This window comes from Bradyrhizobium sp. WSM1253, assembly GCF_000244935.1.
GTDB lineage: Bacteria > Pseudomonadota > Alphaproteobacteria > Rhizobiales > Xanthobacteraceae > Bradyrhizobium > Bradyrhizobium canariense.
Window position 1 is genome coordinate 6,641,868 of the sequence record NZ_JH600073.1, and the last position, 22,434, is coordinate 6,664,301.

The following is a 22,434-nucleotide window of genomic DNA, read 5'->3' on the forward strand; positions in this document are numbered from 1 at the left end:
CGGCGCACCTACTCAATCAAACACAGCCATCACCAGGAGGAGATACTCATGTTGTTTTCGCTCAATCGTCGCCAGCTCGGCATTGCGCTGCTGACGCTCGCGGCCATCGTTGTCGCAGGCGGCTCGCAGGCGGGCACGCTGGAGGACGTGAAGAAGAAGGGCGTCGTCGTCATCGGCATTCAGGGCGATAATCCGCCCTGGGGCTATGTCGATAGCTCGGGAAAGCAGGATGGGATCGATGCCGACATGGGGCGCGCCTTCGCTGAATATCTCGGCGTGAAGGCCGAGTTCGTCCCGCTGGCGGTGGCCAACCGTATTCCGGCGCTGACCACAGGCCGGGTGGACATTCTGTTCGCGACCATGGCCATGCTGCCCGAGCGCGCGAAGGCGGTACAATATTCCAAACCGTATGTTGCCAATGAGATTACACTGGTCGCTGCCCAGGCAACTCCGATCAACAGTAATGCCGATATGGGGAAGTACGTTATCGGCGTCCCACGCTCCTCCACGCAGGACACCCAAGTCACCAATAATGCTCCTGCGGGCGCCGAAATCCGCAGGTTTGATGATGACGCGGCCACGATCCAGGCGCTGCTCTCGGGTCAGGTGCAGGCGGTCGGCGCAAACAGTTTCTACCCGCAGCGTCTGAACGCTGCAAAGCCGGAACTTGGGTTCGAGCCCAAGCTTCACTTCACCGCCTTGTACAACGGGGCCTGCACGCGCCTGGGAGAGAAGGAGTGGAACGAGACGGCGAACAAATTCATCGACCAGATCAAGTCCAATGGCAAATTGGCCGGTTTCTACGCCAAGTGGATGAAGGCGCCCGTGCCAATCTTCCCCGACTCAGTCCCCGGAGTTCCGTTCACAGTTCAATAGTCACTGCAAGCGGCCGACGCGCTGGGCGCGTTGGCCGTCGTCCGATAACGGAGGTCGAATCCATGCAGGACCAGATCCTGATCGAAATGAAGGGCGTGCAGAAATGGTACGGCGGGTACCAGGCTCTCCGCAACGTTGATCTCACTGTGCGCCGAGGTGAAAAGATCGTGCTCTGCGGTCCTTCCGGTTCGGGCAAGTCGACGCTGATACGCTGTATCAACCGCCTGGAGGCGATCCAGCAGGGCAGTATCGTGGTGAACGGTCATCGGCTGGACGACAGCATCAAGGCCATCGATGTCGTGCGTCAGGATGTCGGCATGGTCTTTCAGAGCTTCAACCTTTTTCCGCATATGACGGTCTTGCAGAACTGCATGCTCGCGCCCATTCGCGCGCGCCGCATCGGCAAGACCGATGCGGAGGCGACCGCGCGAAAATATCTCGAGCGGGTGCGCATTGGTGAGCAGGCCGAGAAGTATCCGGCTCAACTCTCGGGCGGTCAGCAGCAACGTGTTGCGATCGCGCGTGCTCTCAGCATGCAGCCCAAGGTCATGCTGTTTGATGAACCGACCTCGGCTCTCGATCCGGAAATGGTCAAGGAAGTGCTCGACACGATGATCGGTCTCGCCAACGACGGCATGACCATGATTTGCGTCACCCACGAGATGGGTTTTGCCCGCCAGGTCGCCGACCGCGTCATCTTCATGGCTGAAGGGCAGATCATCGAAGAAGGTGTGCCCGACGCTTTCTTCCGCAATCCGCAGCACGCTCGCACCAAGCAGTTCCTTGGCGAGATCCTAGCCCATCACTGAACGGAGTTATTCCATGAGTCGTCTTGTCTACGTCCTCAACGGGCCAAATCTCAATTTGCTCGGCAAGCGTCAGCCCCACATCTATGGCCACGAGACGCTTGCGGATGTGGAGCGAGATTGTCGGGGGCTAGCCACGGAGCTCGCTCTGGAGCTACGCTTTCACCAGTCGAACAGAGAATACGAGTTGATCGATTGGATCCACGAGGCACGCGAGACGGCTGTCGGCGTCGTGATGAATCCCGCGGCTTTCACCCATACGTCAGTCGCCATCCTGGATGCTTTGAACACGTTCGAGGGGACAGTGATCGAGGTGCACATTTCCAATGTGCACAAGCGCGAGGAATTCCGCCACCACTCGTTCGTTTCCAAACGAGCTGATGGCGTTATTGCAGGCTTCGGCACTCAGGGTTATCTGCTCGGCTTGCGTCGCGTGGCCAAGCTGCTCGATGAGAAGAAGGTATAGAATCGCATGAGTGCACCCATCCGCCTGATGGTCATGGGAGCGGGTCTCATCGGCAAGCGACATATTGAACATATTCTCGCGCGGCCGGAGGCGGTGCTGTCGTCGATCGTCGATCCGACGCCGGCAGCACGAGAGTTGGCGGTTTCGCTGAACGTGAACTGGTTTCCGTCCTTTCGGGACATGCTCTCCGAAAGTCGGCCCGACGGGGTGGTCGTCGCCACCCCCAACCAGATGCACGTGGCGAACGGCATGGATTGTATCGCTGCGGGCATCCCGGCGCTGATCGAGAAACCGTTAGCGGATGATGTCGTTGCTGCACAGGCGTTGGTCGAAGCCTCCGACCGGGCGGGCGTGCCGTTGCTAACCGGCCACCACCGCCGCCACAGCCCGATGATCCAACGCGCCAAGGCGGAGATCGATAGTGGCGGGCTCGGTCAGATCGTATCGGTGCATGGCATGTTCTGGTTGATCAAGCCGGACGATTATTTTGAAGTGTCCTGGCGCCGCGAGAAAGGAGCGGGCCCCATTTTCCTGAATCTCATCCACGATATCGACCTGTTGCGGTATCTGTGCGGCGATATCGTCGCGGTGCAGGCTGCCCAATCCAATCGGCTGCGCGGAAATGGCGTTGAAGAGACCGCGGTGGTGATCCTGCATTTCGCCTCCGGCGCGCTGGGAACGGTCAATGTCTCCGATACCATCCAGTCGCCTTGGAGCTGGGAATTCACCGCCGGTGAGAACCCAGCCTACAGTCGTACGCAGGAGGCGTGTTACCAGATCGGCGGCACGCGGGCATCGCTGGCTATTCCGCAACTCGATTTATGGCATCATCCGAGCAAGGCCAGTTGGTGGGCGCCGATTGAGCGCGAGCAGCTAAGATATGAGAAGGAAGACCCGCTTGGCCTGCAGATCGCAAATTTCTGTGGTGTTATCTGCGGCACGGCCACGCCTGTGGTGAGTGGGCACGAAGGGCTAAAAACGCTCAGGGTGATCGACGCGGTCAAGCGCGCAGCGGAAACCGGAGATCTCGTGTCGGTTTGATTCGGGCGAGGCACCTGTGTTCTCGCGGCGGGATCCGCGCGAAGATCGCGCTAGTCATGCTCATACTGTTCCGAGAGAAACTGGTTGATCGCGTCGAACGCCTGCAACCGGTTCTTCTCCAGCAGAACCATGTGCGTGCCTTCGCCGATCTCGACCCATCGCCGATATCGCGCCTGTTTCAGTGAGAGGAAGAGGTCCTGTGCCGAGCCGATGGGCACGTCGCGGTCCCATTCGGCGTGGACCAGAAACACCGGCACGCGAATCTCGCTGGGCTCGTAAAGGGCCTTGCCGGCGGCCCAGTACTCGCGGATGTCCAGGATCGGGCCGTTCACGGCACGCATGAGCGGACGAGCTCCTGCGCTGGCCTGTGGGTCTGTTGCGAGCGAGATGTCCGCCCAGAGTTCGAACCCACCTTCCGGGATGAGACTTGATCGCGCTGCTTCCGGTGCTGCCGAAAGCCAGCGCTCCCTGAAGTCCAGAACAGGGACGTGGCGATAGGCCCCGAGGCGGCCGCCCGCATCGATCGGAGCCGGGCCCTTCAGCAACCACAGTGGCGCGACGAGCGCCAGCTTTACGATCTTATCGTTATTGCTTACCGTGTAGGCACCGGCCACAGAGCCGCCCCAGGACATCGCGACCAGATTGAGCCGCGTGATGTTGCGCTGCTTCAGGATGTATTGGACTGCGCTGGCGAGGTCACGCACGCCGACTTCCGTGCGCACAATCGGCTCAGAATCCTCCGGCGGCGCGTCCATTTGGGGCGGACGCGTCGATCCGCCATAGCCGCGCACGTCGAGTGCAAAGACGTCGTAGCCGTGCCCGGCGAGATAATCCATGAAGGAGATGCCATCGAGCGGCACATCGAACAGGCTTTCCGACGAATAGGTCGCGCCGTGCATCATCAGGATGGTTCGCTCGGCGGAAAACGTCTTGAGCGCCGCTGTTCGCTTGTTGCGCAAGTGAAGCGAGATGCCGGCCGTGTCGCTCGGGATCATGAGATCCTCGACCACGATGTCGGATCCGTCTGCCTGCGCGTAAGTTTGCTGGTCCATGATCGGTCTCCTTTATCAGACGAATTGCCAGGCGAAGCGATCGCCGCGGCAGTCGATGCGCCCGACGGACGATTGTGCGAAATGGGTGGTGAAGACGGTTGCGCCAAGCTCGGCTGCGTCCTCGAGGACGGCGGCGCGAGAGCGCGAGGCGGCCTCAGGGAATTCGCAGAAGCAGGAATTGAGCGAAGGCTCATACACCTGCAGTGGATGGTGCATCACGTCGCCGGCAAAAAGCGCCTGCTCGCCGCGGGATACGAGACGGATCGACGCGTGATCGATGCTGTGGCCGGGAGTCGGGATGAAAGAGATGCCCTCAAGGAGCTCGTCGCCATTCACTGCGATGAGCTTGGCAAGGCCGGCCTCGATCACCGGCCGCACACTGTCGTCATAGACGCGGTCGGCCGGCTTGCGCGCCGCCGGGCCGAGCGCCGGGTCGGGGCGGGCTGCCCCTGTGGGCTCCGTGCCCGCCGCGAGGCTCTCGCCATAGGCCTGCTCGATCCCGGAGAAGACGTAGGTTGCGTTCGGGAATGTCGGAATCCAGCGACCGTTGACCAGGCGCGTGTTCCAGCCGACGTGGTCGGCATGGACGTGCGTGAGCAGAACGTAGTCCACCTGTTCCGGGGTGACGCCCGCCGCCGCCAGCCGCGCCAGGAACGGCTCGTTCAGACGATGCAGCGGCGGGATGTCGGGCCTGTTCTTGTCGTTGCCGGTCGCCGTGTCGATCAGGATCGTGTGGTGCGGGGTTTTGACCAGCCAGCTGTGAATGCTTTGAATGAAGGTGCCGGTTGCAGGATCGAACGAGCCCGCCTCGAGCCGGTCGCGATGGCGCTCAAGCGCATCCGGTTCGGCGTCAGGATAGAGGGCGCCGAACTTGAATGCGGCAAGCCGCAATTCATCGATCCGCGTGACGGCTGCATCGCCAACGCGATAGGTTTTCGTCGCTTGCGTCATCAAGGTCCTCCACTCCAGGTCGTGGCTGAGCCGGCCTGATTGCCAGCGCCGCGGTGACCGGGAAGTACGAAGCGCACCACGCCGCCGGGAGGGCCGTGGGCTCGATAGGTCCCATCGACGACGTCGATATCGAAAGGCGGTCAGCCCAGCTTTTCAGACCGCCATTTTGGCTCTACCTCTCTCATCGCGGCTCGTTCGGCCGCGATCATGTGCTTTGAACGGAGGAGGACCGATGCCGGATGCGGAACACGGTCCAGGTCGGCTGGCCGACGACACCGATCTCGCCGAGATCGACCTCGGCCTATTGCTCGCCCTGGAGGCTCTGCTGCGCGAGCGGAACGTCACGCGCGCGGCGTCGCGCCTGAACATCGGTCAGCCCGCGCTATCGGCTCGATTGAACCGGCTGCGACAGGTCTTTGCCGACCCCTTGTTCGTGCCCGCGGCGGCGGGCCGCGGCGTGGTGCCGACGACGAGAGCGGTGGAGCTGCAGGCGGAGCTGGCAGACGTGCTCGGCAAGCTCCGTCGCATGGTCGAGGGACCGGCCGTATTCGACCCGGTCCACAGCCAGCGCACCTTTGTCGTTGCCATCCACGAGAATCCAGCCGTGACGCTGGCGCCCGGATTCGTCGCGCGGTTGACCTCCACGGCCGCACGGGCGCGGCTAGCCTTCGTCCATCCGACGCGCGACGTTGTCGATCGGCTTGAACGGGGCGAGATCGACATTCTGGTGACGGGGGCTGATGGGGCACACGGCGATCTGATGCAGCGCCCGCTTTTCGAGGACAGCTTCCTCTCCGCGCAGCGCAAAGGTCACCCGCGCGGCCACGGGCCGCTTGATCTCGATCGTTTTTGCGCGCTCGACCATCTGTTGATCTCCGCCGACGGTGGCGGCTTTTCTGGTCTGGTCGACGACGCACTCGCCGGGCTAGGCCGTTCCCGACGCGTCGCCGTCTCGATTCAAACCTATGCGCTGGCGCCGGTCATCCTTGCCCACAGCGACTGCATCTGCACCCTTCCGCGACGCTTTCTGATGCGATTTTCCCACGAGCTCGATCTTACATCGCCGCCGCTCGATCTGCCGCCGGCGCGCATCGTTGCGCTGTGGCATCCGCGCAATCAGGAGGACGGAGCTCATGCTTGGTTACGTGAGTGCCTGTACCAAGCGGCCGCCTCCTGATTCGACTTGCCTCAACCGCACCACGTCGCGCATCTAGGCTTGATGATCGTCGGGACCTCTCGATCAGCGGATTCCGTGCCACTATTGTCGAGCGGCGATGGCCGTGATCTCGAGTTTGACGCCAGGACCGAGATCGGCCACGCCGATTGCCGCGCGCGCCGGCAGATGAGCCTCTGCAAAATGCGCCTTCCAGGCCGCATTGAACTCTGCCTTTTCCTTGAGGCTCGCCATGTAGATGGTCACCTGCAAGACGTTGCTCAGATCGGATCCGAGGGTCTTGAGTAACTGCGCCAACTGCCCGAGGACGTCGTTGGCCTGGCCCGACATGTCGAGGCTCGTGTCCTCGGGGACGATTCCACCGATGTAAAGCACGCCATTGTGCTCGACCACTTCGTGGAGCAGACCTTCGTAGGGCAATTCGCGCTTGATCATGACGGGACCGATGTTGTGTGTGACGGGCGGCATATCGCACATTTCAATGTCAGTGTCGTTGCAAGAGATCTCGCGCCAAGTCTTACCGGAAAACGGACCGCACGGCCCCGAATGCAGACGGCTAAGACGTTGAAAATAAAAGCACAAATTGGTCGAAAAATCGCCGCCGGTCGTCCCTGCGAACGTTCGCCAATCTATCTTTGCACGAGCGCCCGGCATTTTCGCCGGCCCTGACCCGACGACATCGAAGCGCGGATCGCTATACTGCGACCCGGGTTATCGGTGCGGCCGGGACAGTGCCGCGACCGGAACAAGGAATGCGACGATGGACGATACGATTGGCTTCCCCGACCCCGGCCTCGACCTGTCCGACGGCTTCAAGCCGCACACCTCGCATTGGGGCGTGTTCTCGGCACGTCAAGGCGAGGCCGGGCTCGAGGTCAGGGCCTATGCGGGCGATCCCGATCCGAACGGCATCATCGGCAATTTACCCGGCGCGCTGCGCCATCAGGCGCGCATCACCCAACCTGCGATCCGCCGCGGCTGGCTCGAACGCGGTCCCGGTCCGGACGATCGCCGCGGCCGCGACGAATTCGTCTCCGTCAGCTGGGAGAAGGCGCTCGATCTGCTCGGCGACGAGCTGGCACGCATCCGTGAGACGCGCGGCCCCGGCGCGGTGTTCGGCGGCTCCTATGGCTGGTCGAGCGCGGGCCGCTTCCACCACGCCCAGAGCCAGGTGCATCGCTTCCTCAACATCGCTTTGGGCGGCTATGTGCGCTCGGTGAACTCCTATTCCTCCGGCGCGTCCTCGGTGCTGCTGCCGCAGATCCTGGCGGGCTACGAGGACATCACCAAGCGTAACGTCACCTGGGAGCAGATCGCGGCCGATACCGACATCGTGCTGGCGTTCGGCGGCATGGCGCTGAAGAACTCGATGGTCGCAGGCGGCTCGATCAGCAAGCATGTCGAGCGCGGCGCGATGGAAGCTGCGCGCCGCCGCGGCTGCGAGTTCGTCCTGGTCAGCCCACTGCGCGAAGACCTGCCCGTCGAGGCCGGCGCCGAATGGATGACGTGCGTGCCCGGCACCGACACCGCGCTGATGCTCGGCATCGTTCATACGCTGGTCGCGGAAAACCTGCACGACCAGGCTTTCCTCGATCGCTACACCGAGGGATGGCCCGTCTTCCTGCGCTATCTCACAGGCGAGAGCGACGGCCAACCCAAGCACGCCGAATGGGCCGCAGCGATCTGCGGCGTCGACGCAAATACGATCCGCACACTTGCGCGCCGGCTCGCCGGCAAGCGTGCGCTCATTACTGTCTCCCATTCGCTCCAGCGCGCCGAGCATGGCGAGCAGCCGGTGTGGATGGGCATGGTGCTGGCGGCAGCGCTCGGCCAGATCGGCCTCTCCGGCGGCGGCTACGCCTATTCGTTGGGGGCGATCGGCTATTACGGCCGCCGCGTCAACGACGTGCCGGGGCCGACATTGGGGCAGGGCCGCAACGCTGTCCGCGATTTCATTCCGGTGGCGCGCATCGCCGACATGCTGCTCAAGCCCTGCGGCACCTATCGCTACAACGGCGAGACGCGCACCTATCCGGATATCCGCCTCGTCTACTGGGCCGGCGGCAATCCCTTCCATCACCACCAGGACATCAATCGCCTGCGCAAGGCGTTTGCGAAAGTCGACACGCTGGTCGTGCACGAACTCGCATGGACTGCTACGGCCCGGCATGCCGACATCGTGCTGCCCTCGACGATGACGCTCGAACGCGAAGACATCGGCTATTCCAGCAACGATCCCCTCATGGTCGCCATGCACCGGATCGCCGAGCCGTTCGGCCTTGCGCGCGACGACTACGAGATCTTTGCCGATCTCGCCGACCGTCTCGGCGCGCGCGAACCCTTCACCGAGGGGCGGACGTCACGGCAGTGGCTGGAACATCTTTATGAGCCGACCCGCGCCTCGCTCGAAGCGCGCGGTTTGGAGGCGCCGAGCTTCGAAGAGTTCTGGCGGCGCGGCAGCCTGGTCGTGCCGCAGCAGCCTGACGACGGCGGCCGGCTGCGCCGCTTCCGCGACGATCCCGTCAATCACGCTTTGCCGACGCCGAGCGGTCGCATCGAGATATTCTCCGCCAAGATCGCAGGTCATGGCGATGCGGATTGTCCGGGCCATCCGGTCTGGCTGGAGAAGTCCGACATGCCCAAGCCGGGGGCGCCGTGCTTCCTGGTCGCAAACCAGCCGGTGACGCGTCTGCATAGCCAGCTCGATTTCGGTGGACATTCGCTCGCCGCCAAGCATCGCGGCCGCGAGGTCGCGCGCATGAACCCGCGGGATGCTGACGCGCGCGGGATCAAGGACGGCGACATCATCCGGCTGTTCAACGCGCGCGGTGCCTGTCTTGCCGCGGTCCACGTCACCGACGGTATCGCGCCCGGCGTGGTCCAGCTCCCGACCGGCGCCTGGTACGACCCGATGGACCCCGAAGACGACGCGCCGCTCTGCGTGCACGGCAATCCGAACGTGCTGACCCGCGACGTCGGCACCTCGTCCTTTGCGCAGGGCTGCACCGGCCAGCTCACGACAGTCGAGGTCGAGAAGTTCACCGGCAATCTGCCGCCGATCCGGGCTTTCGATCCGGTGTAGAAAAAAAGGGGCCGTCCTGTGTGGGGGCAGGGACGGCCCCGAGTGGCTCGCAGGCCCGGGAGGATGAGGGCGCGAGCGGATGCTTACGCGGCTGCGCTGATCCAGTCCCTCTCCGTCAAAGGATGACGCGGCGGGAGTGCTTGCACCTCTCGCCGTTCGCCCTTGCTGGCGAGGCGCCAGCGTGCCGGGGATTGATCGCTGATGCGCTTGAAGACGGTCGAAAAATGCGCCTGCGTGCTGAAGCCGACCGCAAGCGCAATCTCCGCCAGCGGCCGTTCGGTGGTGGCCAGCAGCGTCTTGGCGTGCTCGATCCGGTGATTGAGCAGATATTCTCGGGGCCGGTAACCGGTCGCGGCGCGGAATTGCGCCGCAAAGTGCATTCTGGACAGGCCGGCGACATTGGCGAGTTCGGACAGGCTAATGCAGCGGTGGAAATGATCGGCGACATATTGCTCGACCCGCCGCAGCCGCCATTTCGGCAAGGCATTGACCCTGGCGCGTGGCAATTCCAGACGTGCGAGATGCATCGCAAGGGTCTGGCCGATGCAGCGCGTGAACTCGTGGTCCGCGGCGTCGCCAAGTTCGATCAGCGCCTTGGCAAGCTCGGCTGCGAGCGGATCGCGCAACAGGACGAGGTCATTCAATCCCTCGGTCCCGGAAAATTGTGCCGGAAATTGATCCGCGGAGATGTAAAAGTGCAAGAAGGCGCATGGCGACTGGAATTGCACGGCGAGGGGCTTCGACGGCGCGGTGAGATACAGTGTGCCCGCGGGCATGGTCCCGTCGAAAATGACCTGGCGATCCCGGGTCAGTTTCGCGCGCGTGGTCTTGAGGGCGATGCCGACGAAATAGCGATCCTCAGGGGTCGTCGCTTCGTGCGACGAGGTGCTCCGCGGGTCTTCCCATCGCGAGATCGCGATGTCCTTGGCGGCCACCCCCGCGCGCGGATCGACCTGACGCCATTGACGCTCGCGAATGATCGCTTGTGTTGCCTGAGGTATCTCGCAATCCCCCGAGGCGCCCGGAAATTCAATCCAGGCATCACTTGCCTGCAAATTGGTCAACATCGTTCGTCCTCTCCGGGCGTTCTCCGCTGTTTGCAACCAGCAAACGCACAAAGCCCTGCTTTCCATGTTGAGAGGATAGGCGTGAGCTGACCTGCAAGCTCGTTAGTGGTGATTAGGATGTGTTAGTTTTTGTGGGAGCGCATCAGGTGCGGCATCCCGTCTCAGGAAGCGTCCTTTTTGTACAATTTATCAGATATTTGCGCATCCCCGGCCCGACATAGGAGAGCGCCGGACATCGCGTGGAGATCGACGCGGCGGCGTGAGTTCCGTGGTTTGCCCTCGCTGGACCTCGCACTGGCGCGGGGTATAGTCGCGCCGCATTTCGATGGAGCGGCCGTCAGGATGAGTCAGAAGTGACCGAGCTCTCGGCAGGACATGGCCCCCGCAGCAGCGACACCGCGGCGATTCTGGATCTCGATGCCGTCGCGTTCGGGCCATTTTCGCTTCGGTCGCGGCTGCTGGAGAAGGATGGCTTGCCGGTCAGGCTCGGCAGCCGCGCGACGGATATTTTGCGCCTGCTGGTCAGTCGCGCCGGCGAAGTGGTCCCGAAGGACGAAATTCTCGGCTATGCGTGGTCCGGACTTTCCGTCGAGGAGGTCAGCCTGCGGGTCCATGTCGCGGAGCTGCGCAAGGTGCTCGGCGATGGAAAGGATGGTGCCCGCTACATCACCAACATCCCGGGCCGGGGCTATTGCTTTGTGGCGCCCGTGCGGCGTGGCGAGCGCGCGGAGGTGGCTACACCGGCGTCGCGTGTGCCTGAAAGGGCCGCGCCGCCACCGTCGCTGCCGCGCCGATTGGACCGGATGGTGGGGCGGGAGGACGCCGTGGCCGAGTTGGCGGCGCGCTTGCTCCGCGATCGCTTCGTCACGCTGCGGGGGCCGGGCGGCATCGGCAAGACCACTGTTGCGACCGCGCTCGCGCACGAGATGTGCGATAGCTTCGACGGCAATGTCCATTTTCTCGAATTCGGTCCGCTCAAGGACGCGGCCCTGGTCGCGAGCACGGTTGCCGCCGCCTTGGGCCTCGTCGTGCACCATGATGATCCCTCGGCCAGCATCGTCAATTTCCTGCGGGGCCGCCGGCTGCTTCTCGTGCTCGACAGCTGCGAGCACGTCATCGAGGAGGTCGCGCGTCTTGCAGAAAACATCTGCCGGGCGGCGCCCGGCATCGTCATCCTCGCAACCAGCCGCGAGTCGCTGCTGGTGGAAGGCGAGCAGATTTTCGAGCTCGTTTCGCTTCCTGGTCCGCCGCAGGGCACCCGCCTCAGCGCCGGCGAGGTGCTGGCTTATCCCGCTGTGCGCCTGTTCGTCGATCGCGCCGTCGCGGCCGGGCATCGCGACGACATCACCGACGAGGATGCCGAAGTCCTGGCCCGGATTTGCGGCAAGCTCGATGGCATCGCGCTGGCGATTGAGCTGGCTGCCGCGCGCGTCGGTCTCTATGGACTGCGCGAGATGGCGGCACTGCTCGACAACCGGTTGCAGCTCGAATGGCGCGGGCGGCGAACGGCGCCGCCGCGGCAGCAGACGCTCGGCGCTACGCTCGACTGGAGTTTCGGTCTGATCGGCGAGAGCGAGCGGATCGTATTTCAGCGCCTCGCCGTCTTCGCAGGTCACTTCACGTTGAGGGGCGCGATAGCGATCGCGGCCGGGGCGGCGATGCCGGAGGACCGCGTAGTCGAGGCGCTGGAGCAGCTCGTGGTGAAGTCGCTGGTTTCCACCCAGCCGGACGGCGCATCGCGGCGCTATCGGCTGCTCGACGCAACGCGCGCCTATGCCCTGCAGAAACTGGCCGACGGCGGACAGCTGGCCGAGATCGCGCACCGTCACGCTCTCTATGTTCAATGCACGCTCGAAGCGGGCATGAGGGATAAGGAGGGCAGCAATCATGCCTCACGTTTGCAGGAACGCGCGAGCCTGCTCGCCGATGCCCGCGCGGCGCTGCAATGGGCTTATGCCAACGACGAGGGCGCCGGCTTGCGCGTGCCGCTCGCCGGCAGCTGCACAAGGCTCTTCGTCGAACTCAATTTGCTCAACGAGGCGCGCATCTGGTCCGATCGCGCCCTCGCAATGCTCGACGAGGCCGACCGGGGCGGCGCATGGGAGCTCGAACTTCAGTCGACGCTCGGTCACGCCTTGATGTTCACCGAGCGCAACAGCGAGCAGGCGGAAGCGGCGCTCAGGCGCGGGCTGGAAATAGCGGAAGCGCTTTCCGATCACGCCAACACATTCAGGTTGTTGTCCCGGCTCAACATGTTCTACCGCCGGACCGGTCGCTATCGGCATCTGTTGCCGACTGCGCTTCACGCCGAGCGGATTGCCCGCGTCATCGGCGATACCGCGGGGATCGCCGGGAGCAAAGCGCTGCTCGGCGTGTCATATCACCTCGCCGGAGACCAGGCCGCGGCGCAAGCCCATCTCGACCAGGGCCTGCGCGACGACGCTGCGCTCCGCGGGACCCAACCCGGGCATTTCGCCTATTCACGCACACCGCAGATTCCGCTTGCGCGCGTGCTATGGCTGCGCGGCTTTCCCGATCGTGCGCTTGAATGCATCCGGCCGCTGGTCGGCGCTTCAGCGCCGCATGACGTGGTCATGCATTGTATCGCATTATGCTGGTCCGCTTCGGTGTTCGGCTGGCTTGGCGATTGGTCGTCGGTCGAGGCCATGATCGGTCGTCTGGCCGCGCATGCGAGCATGCACGGACTCGGGCCCTACGAAGCCGTCGCGACGGGTTTTCGAGCGCAGAGCATGATCGCTCGGGGCGAGATCGCCGACGGCGTCGACCTGTTGCGGAGCGCGCTTCCCCGCCTGCGTGCCGATCGCTACGAGCTCTACGCCTCAGCGTTCGCCGCGGACCTGTCTCGAGGCTTGGTCACGTTGGGACAATTGACGGAAGGCATTCAGGTTCTTCACGAAACCATTCTGCGGGTCGAGCAGGAAGGCGGCGCCTTCGACATGCCCGAGCTGCTCCGTCTGCGGGGAGAGCTGGAGGCCCATGGCGGCAATCCCGACGCGGCCGAGGCGGATCTTGTCGCATCGATCTCGCTCTCCGAACAGCAGGGCGCGTTGTCCTGGCGGCTGCGAGCCGAGATGTCGCTGGCGCGGCTTCGAGTCCGGCAGCGTGTGCAAAATCCGCTCGAACAGCTCGCTCAAACCTATGCCCGGTTCACGGAGGGGTTCGAGACCGCCGATCTCATTGCAGCACGGCGCATGCTGAACGAGCCGGCGGCCCGGTGAAGTTCGAAGCGAATCGCGCGGGCCGCTACTCGAAGACGGCGTCAAAGATCTCGACGTCCATCAGTACGGGCTTGGCGACCACTGTTCCGTCGGGCCGCAGCGTCTGCGCGCGTCGGAGCGTCGGCACCACGATGCCGCCGAAGCTGTCATGGGCCCAGGAGTAGTGTGCGACCTTCATCCCGAACAGATCGTGATCGGCCCGCCGTTGCAACGCGTTGTCGTCGAAATAAAAGATCTGCTCGGGCGCGAGCGTGATCAGGCCCGGCGGGAACTGCGCCCGCAACCGCCGCCATGACTCGTTGTTCTCCTGCCACGGCGGCAGTTCCTCCACCACCACGTCGGGATGGGCGAGCAGGAATGGATTGGTCAGATAATTCCAGATCGCGACGCCGCAGAAGAAGACGAGATGCAGTTCGTCCGCCAGCGTAGGCGAACCGGCCTCGGTGAACGCAAGGCTTGGATTGCGCCAGGTCCTGAGGACCTCACCCTCGAGGCTTTCGATCGTGATCGCGTCCGGCTGAAACGAGCCGGAATGTTCCCCTCCGGTGATGCCGGTGAAGCGGACCGACTGCGTGCGGGTCGAGCCCTCCGCCGTCACGTCCTTGAATTCGCTGGCATGTCCGGTGCTGGAGAACAGCGTTCCGGCAACGGAGAGGTGAAGCGTGAACCGGCTCAAGCTATTCCAGCGGGCCATTCCGCCGCTGGCATCAATTACATCGTCAAGAAGCGCCATGTCCCGCCATATCCACCGTGAAGTGCCAGCACCATGGCGGGGCGGATGCGGCTTGGCGTGTTAGAAGTTGTTAGGAGTTGCGAGCGGAAATTCTTGCGGTATCCCGTTGAAGATACACTCAATTCAGCGCCGCAAGGAGCTCCCTGGCTGCGACGAGATCACGGGTCTGGAAGCCCTCCTGGTACCGCGCGACGAGAGGGGCGATCAGGGCGCGCGCGTCTCCGGCTTTTCCGGCCTGGCGCCAGAACCGGCCGAGACTGATTGCCCCCCGCAGCTCCCAGCCGAGCGCACATTGGCGGCGTGACAGATCAAGCGAGTCCCGGAAGCAGCTTTCGGCCTCCGCGGCATTGCCCGATCGGGCGAGGATATCGCCCTTGACCCTCAGCATCTCGGGCATGTCGAAGGATTCGCCATGATCGGGGATCTCTGCGATGGCATCATTGATGGTCTGCAAGGCTTCGTCGGCCTGGTTCTGCGCCACGAGTCCCTCCGCGAGCGCGGTCGCAAACACCGTCGTCATGATCCGGTGTCGCGTTGCGTACAGCGTGGCCTGGCTGCGGCGGAGGTGCTCGATGCTGGCGGTGACGTCGCCGCGGCGAAGCAGCAGCTCACCCTTCTGGCCGATGCCGACCGCATGATAGGGGCCGAGGAAGTGCCGCGCCGAATGATCGATCAGCCGCTCGATCAGGATTTCCGCATTCGCCAGGTCGCCGACCCAGAGGAACACGTAGATGGTCCAGATCAAGGAAATACCGAGAGTGAGCGGTTGCTCGAGCAGCTCGGCTTCGCGAATGGTGTATCGGGACGCCTCGATCGCACGATCGGGCCGGCCGGTGAGCCAAAGCCCGCGCGCGAGCGCCACCAGTGCGACGATGCGGTCGTCATAGCCGAGATGCCCGATATTCAGCCGCTGCGAGCCGGGATTATGCAACATCGCGCTCTCGCAGAGCTGCACCGCCTTGTCCTGGTTGCCGATTAAATGATGGGCGACGCCCAGCATCCATTCGACGTTCAGCGTGCTGGCGGGATCGTTCAGCTTCCGCGCGACGCTCTCGCCCTGTTCGCCGGTTCCGAGTGCTCCGTGAAAATCCCCGACCCTGGTCAGGTAGATGTGTAATCCGCGCAGCAGCCAGAGCTGCCAGTGCAGATCCTGGAGCTCTCGGGCAAGCTGGAGACTGCGCGTGAACGCCGAGCGGACCGCTTCGGTATTGCCCTGCGTGAACATCGCGGAGACGCCGAGCGCGGCGTGCAGGATCATTTCATTGCGGCCATCCACCGCGCTCGCGTCGAGGGACGCCAGCGCCTGCTGGGTCCAGCGGTAGCATTCCGTCAGCAATGTCAGCTCAAGGAAGAACTGGGCTGCCGAAGCCGCGAGATCCACGCCGATCGTTCGGTCCCCGCCGTCCGAAAAGCTCCAGGTCAGCGCGGCCCGAACATTGGGCAGGTGGTCGGCATAGGGAAGAAAGCCGCCGGCACTCTGCATGCCCGTGGATTTGAGCGCAATGTCGCGCAGGAAATCGCGGAAATATTCGGCGTGGGCGCGTGCGACGCGGTCCGCTTCGCCGTTCTCGACGAGCTTGTCCGCGACGAAGGCACGTGTGGTGTCGAGCAGGCGATAGCGCAGCCGCCGCTCCGCAGGCGAGGTCGCGATCAGCGATTTGGAAAGCAGATTGGAGATCGCCTCGGCGGCTTCTGCCTCGCCAATTCCCTGACAGGACGCGACCGCTAGCGCGGCTTCCAGGGTGAACGGCCCGACGAACGTTGATAATCCGCGCAGCGTTGCGCTTTCGTTTGCCGGCAGCAAATCATAGCTCCAGGCGAGCGCCGCACTCAGGGTGTGGTGCCGCGGCACAGCGGTGCGCCGACCGCGCCATAGCAGCGAGAAACGGCTGTCGAGCAGCGAGGCGGTCCCGGCAATGCCGTAGGCGTTCACACGCCCGGCCGCGAGCTCGATCGCGAGCGCGATGCCGTCCAGCCGACGGCAGATCTCGGAGACGAGCGGCGCATCCTCTTCGCTGAGCTCGAATTCGCTCAGGCTCTCTGCAATGCGTTCCACGAAGAGCTGAGTTGCGGGATAGGCAAGGATGTCGGCGATGCCGAGCCCGTCGCGCTGTGGCGGGCAATCCAGTGGAAACAGCCGATGGACACGCTCACCGTCGGCGCGGAAGGATTCGCGGCTGGTGGCGAGAATATGCAGCCCGCCCGCTTCCCGGACGATGCGTTCGGCCAGGGGGGCGAGATCGTCGAGGATGTGCTCGCAACTGTCGAAGACCAGCAGCATCCGCCGGCTGCGCAGGAATGTCAGCAACCCCGGCATCGGGTCGTCGGAATTGACTGTAAGGCCCAGCGCGGCCGCAATCGTTCCCGCAACGAGCCGCGTCTCCCTGAGTGCGCCGAAATCGACAAAACACACCTGGCCGTCGAAGGCCTGGAGTTCGCCATGCGCCACCGCCAGTGCGACCGAAGTCTTGCCGATCCCGCCGGGGCCGACGATCGTGACGAAGCGATGCAAGGCAAGCTCGGCGGAAATTCTCGCGACCGCATCGTCCCGCCCGATCATCTTCGCGAGCGGCGAGGGCAGCGAGCGCGGCGCAGCGACGGGCAGGCTGGTCCGGTTCTCCGATGGGGCAGCCCGGAGCAGCGCGGCCGTGAAGCAATAACCCCGCCCGGGGACGTTGACGACGTAGCGGGAGCCTTCGCCCGGATCGCCCAAGGCCTTGCGCAGTGTCGTGATGTGAAAGCGCAGGCTGCCTTCGTCCACATTCACGTCGGCCCAGACGCGCCGGATCAACTCACGCTTGTCCACGACCTCCCCGGCGCGCTCGGCCAGAAAAACGAGAATATCGAGCGCACGGCCGCCGAGGTGAACCGGGGCGCCGTCCTTCTCGAGCAGCCGCGTCTTTGCGAACAGCCGGAATGGCCCGAAAGCAATGGCCGACTCCTGGTCGTTAGTGTCCGGCACGGGCCAATCATTCCAGTGAGAGCTGAACTCTGCACTTTGATTTAGCAGAAGGGAACCCCGAGTAAACTGGCCGAAAGTGGCGAAATCGCGTGGGGCGCCGGCAATTGGCCGTCGCGCGCGACGATCCGTCGCAAATTGTACTCAAACGCGAGCATCTTGCGAAGCGATAGGGGCAGCCCGGCGGCGTGCTTGACCGCCCAGCTCACGGCTTGGAGTCCCGGTCGTCGCACCCTCATCATAACAAAATCTTGCAACGTCTAACGAGCAATGCACGCGAACTGCATCCAGTATCCGTTCCGAGTTTGACGTTAATTCCAACGGGGAGGCGACGATGTCCGGTATCAACGCTCGGCCGAATGACGACGTCGTTCGATCTCAGCTTGTGGCCAGTTTAGACGATCAGTCGCGTGACTGGCAGCTCGTGCTGCGGGAATCCCACCATCGGATGAAGAACACGCTGACGATACTGGGTGCGTCAGTCCGCCGCGATTTCACCCGGGCAGGCACCAGGGACGTGTCGCTTGCCGCGGACCGGCTCGAGCGGCGCATCGTCGCCTTCGGCAGGCTCTATCAACTCTTGTCCGACAATGACGATCATACGGCGATCCCGGTGGCGGCCTTCTTCGAAAATTTGTGCGGAGCGATTTCCGAGGCCGTGCTGGAGCCCGCGGGCATCCGCTGCGAGGCGGCGATCGAAAACGGGACCCTACCGGCATCGCAATGCCATCGGCTCGCGCTGATGCTGACGGAGCTGGTGACGAATGCGGCCAAGCACGCCTTCCCGAACAGGAATGATGCAATGATCCGCATCGAGATAGCCAATCGTGACGGCGCCTGGTTCTGCACGGTATTAGACAACGGGATCGGCGCGACCGGGCCGCTTCAGGGCACAGGCAGCCGGATTCTCGAAGGACTCGCACGCAGCATTCGCGCCCGGCTGCAGGGCGAGGCGGGAGAAGACGGCACACGTGTAACGATCGTGATGCCGATCGCAGCTGCTTGAAGTTCGTCTTCGATCCAACCCAGGGAGTTCGACATGGCCACTACCGAAATCGACCGCGACGCCGCGGCCAAGTCTTCTAAGAACCCTTCCAACAAGTCTGCGAGCAAGCCTTCGACATCGCCTAGAATTGATCAGAGGCTCGAGGTGATCGTGATCCCCGTGTCCGATGTCGATCGCGCCAAGGCCTTCTACGCGCGTCTCGGTTGGCGACTTGACGCCGATTTTGCCTCCGGCAATGACTGGCGCGTGATCCAGTTCACGCCGCCAGGCTCGGCCTGCTCGGTGATCTTCGGCAGGAACGTGACCGCGGCAGCGCCGGGCTCGGCGCGAGGCTTGTACCTGATCGTCTCCGATCTGGAGGCGGCGCGAAAGGATCTGCTCGGCCGCGGCATCGAGGTCAGCGCTCCATTCCATGGTGCCGGCGATGTCCACGCCGGAACCGACGAGCCTTATCTCTCCGGCAGCGTTCGGGTTAGCGGTGCTGACCCGAAGCGTGGCAGCTACGGCTCATTTGCCTCGTTCAGCGATCCCGACGGCAATGGCTGGCTGTTCCAGGAGGTCACGACGCGATTGCCGGGACGGATCGCGGGCGACGGCACGACATTCGCTTCGCAGGCCGCGCTGGCCGCAGCACTGCGCCGTGCGGCGGTGGCACATGGCGAGCACGAAAAGGGGACCGGCGGGCACGATGAGAACTGGGCCGATTGGTATGCCGACTATATCGTCCGCGAGCAAGCGGGCCAGCCGCTGCCATCCTGAGCTGGACGGCGGCTTCTCGACTGATGCAAGCCGACGCGGCGCGCGATGACTGAGCTGATCGCGCGCCGTGTTGCTTTGGCGGCGACCATCGTGGATCGCCGCTTGCTCTGCTCGGCGTCGCGCGGCTCGCAACGGCTAACGCGGTCTAACAACCCATAACGAGCAAATTGCCAGGGCCTGCGCCAATCTCTCTGCATGACGAACCGAGGCGTTGATGTCGAATTCGGTCAGCGTCACCGACCAAAGCCAGGGAGATCGAACATGACCACGCAAGCACGTATCGACATTCTCAATCCAGACCGCCGTCAACTGTTGAGCCAGGCCGCGATGACCGCGGTTGCCGCAAGCGTATCGAGCCTGTTGCCGCTGCATTCCGCCAAGGCTGGCGTGAGTGGGGCGGTTCGCCCGTTCCACGTCAGCGTGCCCGAGCAGGATCTGGTCGATCTTCGCCGCCGCCTCGGGGCGACGCGCTGGCCGGATCGTGAGATCGTTGTCGATCAATCGCAGGGCGTGCAGCTGACGACGGTGCAGCAACTCGTGAACTACTGGCAGAACGACTACGACTGGCGCAAGATGGAGGCGCGGCTGAATGCCTTGCCGCAATTCGTCACCGAGATCGACGGCGTCGACATCCACTTCATTCACGTTCGCTCGCGTCACGAAAACGCGCTGCCGATGATCGTCACGCATGGCTGGCCCGGTTCGATCATCGAGCAGATGAAAATCGTCGGCCCGCTCACCGACCCCACCGCACACGGCGCGACGGCGGCGGACGCCTTTGATCTCGTGATCCCGTCGCTGCCCGGCCACGGCTTCTCCGGCAAGCCGACGGAGCTGGGCTGGGACCCCCAGCGCGTCGCGCGCGCCTGGATCGTGCTGATGAAGCGGCTCGGCTACAACCGCTATGTCGCGCAAGGCGGCGATTGGGGCAATGCCGTGACGGAGCAGATGGCAGTGATTGCGCCGCCCGAGCTGCTCGGCATCCATACCAACATGCCCGCGACCGTTCCGGACGACATCGCCAAGGCGCTTCAGCCCGGCGGATCGCGGCCGTCGAACCTCTCGGCCGACGAGCGCTACGCTTACGATCAGCTCGATGATTTCTACAAGCACGGTCTCGGCTACGCCATCGAGATGTCGAACCGGCCGCAGACGCTCTATGGCCTGGTGGATTCGCCGGCGGGCCTCACGTCCTGGATGCTCGACCACGATGCGCGCAGCACCGCGATGATCGCCCGGGTGTTCGACGGCAAGACGGAAGGGCTGTCGCGCGATGACGTGATCGACAACATCACGCTCTATTGGCTCACCAACACCGCGGTGTCCTCGGCGCGGCTGTACTGGGAGAACAAGCTGGTGTTCTTCGAGCCCAAGCACATCAAGATCCCGGTCGCCGTCAGCGTCTTCCCGGACGAGATCTACGCCGCGCCGCGCAGCTGGACCGAGAAGGCCTATCCGAAGCTGATGCACTACAATCGCCTCGACAAGGGCGGCCACTTCGCCGCCTGGGAGCAGCCCGCGCTGTTCTGCGCGGAAATGCGCACCGCCTTCCGACCGCTGCGTCAGTCGATCTGAGACCTGCGGGGACGCGCACTTCCGCGCGTTCTCATTTTTCCCCACAGACAGGAATGCAATCATGAACCGCCCCGAACGCACCTTCACGACCGACCAAATCCGCCTGGAACGTCGGCTGCCGTCGTATTGGCGTGTCACCTTCGACATGCCCCCGGTCAATATCTTCGGCCCCAAGCAGCTTCCGCTTCTCGACGACGTCGTCACGGCGATCGAGACCGATCCTGAGGTGAAGGTCGTGGTGTTCGACAGCGCCGTGGAAGGCTTCTTCATCACGCATTACGACTTCCTCGCGCCGCTGGAGGATTCGCTTCGTATCCCGCCCGGGCCGACCGGCCTGCAGGCACTGCCCGACATGCTGGTGCGTCTCAGCCGCGCGCCGGTTGTCTCGATTGCCTCGATCCGGGGCCGCGCGACCGGCGTCGGCAGCGAGCTGGCGCTCGCGAGCGACATGCGCTTTGCCAGCCGCGAAAAGGCGATACTGTCGCAATGGGAAGTCGGTGCGGGCCTGGTGCCCGGCGGCGGGCCGATGGCGCGGTTGCCGCGCCTGATGGGCCGCGGCCGCGCGCTCGAAGTTCTGCTCGGCGCCGATGACATCCACGGTGATCTCGCCGAACGTTACGGCTATGTGAACCGGTCGCTGCCGGATGCCGAGCTCGACGGCTTCGTCGAGGCGCTGGCCATGCGCATCGCGTCCTTCGACAAGGAGGCGATTGCCGAGACCAAGCGCCTCGTCGACGTCGCGAGCCTGCCGCCGGATGTCGAGATCAAGCCGGAATGGGACGCGTTCCTGGCCTCGCTCAGCCGCCCCGCGAGCCAGACCCGCATCAAGGCGCTGATGTCGCGCGGCTTCCACCGCGCCGGTGACGTCGAGAACCGGCTCGGCTTCCACGTCGGACAGATCGGTAACTAGAGCGTTTTCGAGCGAAGTGGATACCGGTTCGCGTGAAGAAAACGCGTCAAAGCAAGAATCAAGTCCCGTTCGGAACGGGACTTGACGGAACCGCTGCGGCGCTCGGCCGGTTGGAATTGGCGACAAGCGGTCGTGCCAATGTCGCTTTCCTTCGGTACCGAGCGCCGGTGCCAAAAAATCAACCAGGAGAATTGAGATGATCCGCAAGGCAACAGCAGTCTGGAAGGGCACCGGTCGGGACGGGACCGGTCAGCTATCGAGCGAATCCGGCGTGCTCGCTGCGACGCCCTATTCCTTCAAGACCCGCTTCGAGAACGAGAAGGGCACCAATCCCGAGGAGTTGATCGCGGCGGCCCATGCCGGTTGCTTTACCATGGCGCTGGCCTTCGGCCTGCAGCTCGCCGGCTTCACTCCTGACGAACTCTCGACGGAAGCCGCGGTCACGCTCGAGCCGGAAGGCAAGGGTTTCAAGATCAGCAAATCGGCGCTGACCTTGCGTGCCAAGGTGCCGAACCTCGACGATGCCGGCTTTGCCCGCATCGCGGGCGAGGCCGAGAAGAACTGCCCGGTGTCGAAAGTGCTCAACGCCGCAATCACGCTCGACGCTAAACTGACGTAGGGCGCGCTCTCATTGTGTCTCCATCCGGTTCTGGAAGCTTGCGTCTCGCGAGAGGAGCTGGATGGACAAATGCCTGGCTTTCGGCTGAGCCGCCAAAAGCATAGGATGCGACGGATTCA

At 63.9% G+C, this 22,434-nt stretch carries 18 protein-coding genes; 12 read left to right on the top strand and 6 right to left on the bottom strand.

What is annotated here, in order from left to right; genetic code table 11:
* Window positions 1-48 precede the first annotated feature (48 nt).
* From BRA1253DRAFT_RS32255 to BRA1253DRAFT_RS32270, 4 genes are all read left to right on the top strand, one after another.
* Entirely contained in the window at window positions 49-876 is an 828-nt protein-coding gene (locus BRA1253DRAFT_RS32255) for a transporter substrate-binding domain-containing protein (protein WP_007601263.1), read from the top strand.
* Between the two features lie 62 nt (window positions 877-938).
* On the top strand, window positions 939-1,685 hold the full coding sequence (locus tag BRA1253DRAFT_RS32260) for an amino acid ABC transporter ATP-binding protein (protein ID WP_007601264.1): 747 nt from the start codon (window positions 939-941) through the stop codon (window positions 1,683-1,685).
* Window positions 1,686-1,698: 13 nt separating this feature from the next.
* Window positions 1,699-2,148 carry a type II 3-dehydroquinate dehydratase gene (gene aroQ, locus BRA1253DRAFT_RS32265; RefSeq protein ID WP_007601266.1) on the top strand — a complete coding sequence of 150 codons (450 nt, stop codon included), beginning with the start codon at window positions 1,699-1,701 and terminating at the stop codon, window positions 2,146-2,148.
* 6 nt (window positions 2,149-2,154) lie between these two features.
* Complete coding sequence (locus BRA1253DRAFT_RS32270) at window positions 2,155-3,189, top strand: Gfo/Idh/MocA family protein (protein WP_007601272.1); 1,035 nt, start codon at window positions 2,155-2,157, stop codon at window positions 3,187-3,189.
* A 50-nt stretch (window positions 3,190-3,239) separates the two neighbouring features.
* Here the strand turns inward: BRA1253DRAFT_RS32270 and BRA1253DRAFT_RS32275 are convergent, their stop codons facing one another.
* Complete coding sequence (locus BRA1253DRAFT_RS32275) at window positions 3,240-4,241, bottom strand: alpha/beta hydrolase (RefSeq protein ID WP_007601273.1); 1,002 nt, start codon at window positions 4,239-4,241, stop codon at window positions 3,240-3,242.
* Between the two features lie 15 nt (window positions 4,242-4,256).
* Window positions 4,257-5,192: an MBL fold metallo-hydrolase gene (locus tag BRA1253DRAFT_RS32280; RefSeq protein WP_007601274.1), complete on the bottom strand. Its 936-nt coding sequence runs from the start codon at window positions 5,190-5,192 to the stop codon at window positions 4,257-4,259.
* Window positions 5,193-5,424: 232 nt separating this feature from the next.
* Between BRA1253DRAFT_RS32280 and BRA1253DRAFT_RS32285 the strand changes: the two genes are divergently transcribed.
* A complete protein-coding gene (locus tag BRA1253DRAFT_RS32285; RefSeq protein ID WP_007601275.1) occupies window positions 5,425-6,369 on the top strand; it encodes a LysR family transcriptional regulator in 945 nt (314 codons plus the stop codon).
* 81 nt (window positions 6,370-6,450) lie between these two features.
* Here the strand turns inward: BRA1253DRAFT_RS32285 and BRA1253DRAFT_RS32290 are convergent, their stop codons facing one another.
* Entirely contained in the window at window positions 6,451-6,801 is a 351-nt protein-coding gene (locus tag BRA1253DRAFT_RS32290) for a RidA family protein (RefSeq protein ID WP_088941402.1), read from the bottom strand.
* A gap of 325 nt (window positions 6,802-7,126) precedes the next feature.
* On the opposite strand from BRA1253DRAFT_RS32290, the gene BRA1253DRAFT_RS32295 reads away from it, so the two are divergent.
* A complete protein-coding gene (locus BRA1253DRAFT_RS32295; RefSeq protein ID WP_007601277.1) occupies window positions 7,127-9,448 on the top strand; it encodes a molybdopterin guanine dinucleotide-containing S/N-oxide reductase in 2,322 nt (773 codons plus the stop codon).
* Window positions 9,449-9,531: 83 nt separating this feature from the next.
* On the opposite strand, the gene BRA1253DRAFT_RS32300 is transcribed toward BRA1253DRAFT_RS32295, so the two are convergent.
* A complete protein-coding gene (locus BRA1253DRAFT_RS32300) occupies window positions 9,532-10,515 on the bottom strand; it encodes a helix-turn-helix domain-containing protein (RefSeq protein WP_007601278.1) in 984 nt (327 codons plus the stop codon).
* 353 nt (window positions 10,516-10,868) lie between these two features.
* Between BRA1253DRAFT_RS32300 and BRA1253DRAFT_RS32305 the strand changes: the two genes are divergently transcribed.
* Window positions 10,869-13,754 carry a winged helix-turn-helix domain-containing protein gene (locus BRA1253DRAFT_RS32305; protein WP_007601279.1) on the top strand — a complete coding sequence of 962 codons (2,886 nt, stop codon included), beginning with the start codon at window positions 10,869-10,871 and terminating at the stop codon, window positions 13,752-13,754.
* A 25-nt stretch (window positions 13,755-13,779) separates the two neighbouring features.
* Here the strand turns inward: BRA1253DRAFT_RS32305 and BRA1253DRAFT_RS32310 are convergent, their stop codons facing one another.
* Window positions 13,780-14,487: a hypothetical protein gene (locus tag BRA1253DRAFT_RS32310; protein ID WP_035994359.1), complete on the bottom strand. Its 708-nt coding sequence runs from the start codon at window positions 14,485-14,487 to the stop codon at window positions 13,780-13,782.
* Window positions 14,488-14,605: 118 nt separating this feature from the next.
* The gene (locus BRA1253DRAFT_RS32315; protein WP_007601281.1) at window positions 14,606-17,449 is read right to left on the bottom strand and encodes a winged helix-turn-helix domain-containing protein; all 2,844 of its coding nucleotides are present in this window, start codon (window positions 17,447-17,449) and stop codon (window positions 14,606-14,608) included.
* Window positions 17,450-17,780: 331 nt separating this feature from the next.
* On the opposite strand from BRA1253DRAFT_RS32315, the gene BRA1253DRAFT_RS32325 reads away from it, so the two are divergent.
* From BRA1253DRAFT_RS32325 to BRA1253DRAFT_RS32345, 5 genes are all read left to right on the top strand, one after another.
* Window positions 17,781-18,452, top strand: coding sequence for a sensor histidine kinase (locus BRA1253DRAFT_RS32325; protein ID WP_007601283.1), 672 nt, complete (start codon window positions 17,781-17,783; stop codon window positions 18,450-18,452).
* Window positions 18,453-18,485: 33 nt separating this feature from the next.
* Window positions 18,486-19,211, top strand: coding sequence for a VOC family protein (locus tag BRA1253DRAFT_RS32330; RefSeq protein ID WP_007601285.1), 726 nt, complete (start codon window positions 18,486-18,488; stop codon window positions 19,209-19,211).
* A 261-nt stretch (window positions 19,212-19,472) separates the two neighbouring features.
* A complete protein-coding gene (locus BRA1253DRAFT_RS32335) occupies window positions 19,473-20,786 on the top strand; it encodes an epoxide hydrolase family protein (RefSeq protein WP_007601287.1) in 1,314 nt (437 codons plus the stop codon).
* Window positions 20,787-20,847: 61 nt separating this feature from the next.
* On the top strand, window positions 20,848-21,696 hold the full coding sequence (locus BRA1253DRAFT_RS32340; protein ID WP_007601288.1) for an enoyl-CoA hydratase/isomerase family protein: 849 nt from the start codon (window positions 20,848-20,850) through the stop codon (window positions 21,694-21,696).
* Window positions 21,697-21,892: 196 nt separating this feature from the next.
* On the top strand, window positions 21,893-22,315 hold the full coding sequence (locus tag BRA1253DRAFT_RS32345; protein ID WP_007601290.1) for an OsmC family protein: 423 nt from the start codon (window positions 21,893-21,895) through the stop codon (window positions 22,313-22,315).
* Window positions 22,316-22,434: the final 119 nt, after the last annotated feature.

Excerpts from the sequence above, each read along its gene's own strand:
- BRA1253DRAFT_RS32255 (WP_007601263.1), top strand. The coding sequence starts at position 49 with ATGTTGTTTTCGCTCAATCGTCGCCAGCTCGGCATTGCGCTGCTGACG.
- BRA1253DRAFT_RS32330 (WP_007601285.1), top strand. The coding sequence starts at position 18,486 with ATGGCCACTACCGAAATCGACCGCGACGCCGCGGCCAAGTCTTCTAAG.
- aroQ (WP_007601266.1), top strand. The coding sequence starts at position 1,699 with ATGAGTCGTCTTGTCTACGTCCTCAACGGGCCAAATCTCAATTTGCTC.
- BRA1253DRAFT_RS32325 (WP_007601283.1), top strand. The coding sequence starts at position 17,781 with ATGTCCGGTATCAACGCTCGGCCGAATGACGACGTCGTTCGATCTCAG.
- BRA1253DRAFT_RS32295 (WP_007601277.1), top strand. The coding sequence starts at position 7,127 with ATGGACGATACGATTGGCTTCCCCGACCCCGGCCTCGACCTGTCCGAC.
- BRA1253DRAFT_RS32300 (WP_007601278.1), bottom strand. The coding sequence starts at position 10,515 with ATGTTGACCAATTTGCAGGCAAGTGATGCCTGGATTGAATTTCCGGGC.
- BRA1253DRAFT_RS32310 (WP_035994359.1), bottom strand. The coding sequence starts at position 14,487 with ATGGCGCTTCTTGACGATGTAATTGATGCCAGCGGCGGAATGGCCCGC.
- BRA1253DRAFT_RS32340 (WP_007601288.1), top strand. The coding sequence starts at position 20,848 with ATGAACCGCCCCGAACGCACCTTCACGACCGACCAAATCCGCCTGGAA.
- BRA1253DRAFT_RS32290 (WP_088941402.1), bottom strand. The coding sequence starts at position 6,801 with ATGATCAAGCGCGAATTGCCCTACGAAGGTCTGCTCCACGAAGTGGTC.
- BRA1253DRAFT_RS32270 (WP_007601272.1), top strand. The coding sequence starts at position 2,155 with ATGAGTGCACCCATCCGCCTGATGGTCATGGGAGCGGGTCTCATCGGC.
- BRA1253DRAFT_RS32260 (WP_007601264.1), top strand. The coding sequence starts at position 939 with ATGCAGGACCAGATCCTGATCGAAATGAAGGGCGTGCAGAAATGGTAC.
- BRA1253DRAFT_RS32345 (WP_007601290.1), top strand. The coding sequence starts at position 21,893 with ATGATCCGCAAGGCAACAGCAGTCTGGAAGGGCACCGGTCGGGACGGG.
- BRA1253DRAFT_RS32275 (WP_007601273.1), bottom strand. The coding sequence starts at position 4,241 with ATGGACCAGCAAACTTACGCGCAGGCAGACGGATCCGACATCGTGGTC.
- BRA1253DRAFT_RS32285 (WP_007601275.1), top strand. The coding sequence starts at position 5,425 with ATGCCGGATGCGGAACACGGTCCAGGTCGGCTGGCCGACGACACCGAT.
- BRA1253DRAFT_RS32335 (WP_007601287.1), top strand. The coding sequence starts at position 19,473 with ATGACCACGCAAGCACGTATCGACATTCTCAATCCAGACCGCCGTCAA.
- BRA1253DRAFT_RS32280 (WP_007601274.1), bottom strand. The coding sequence starts at position 5,192 with ATGACGCAAGCGACGAAAACCTATCGCGTTGGCGATGCAGCCGTCACG.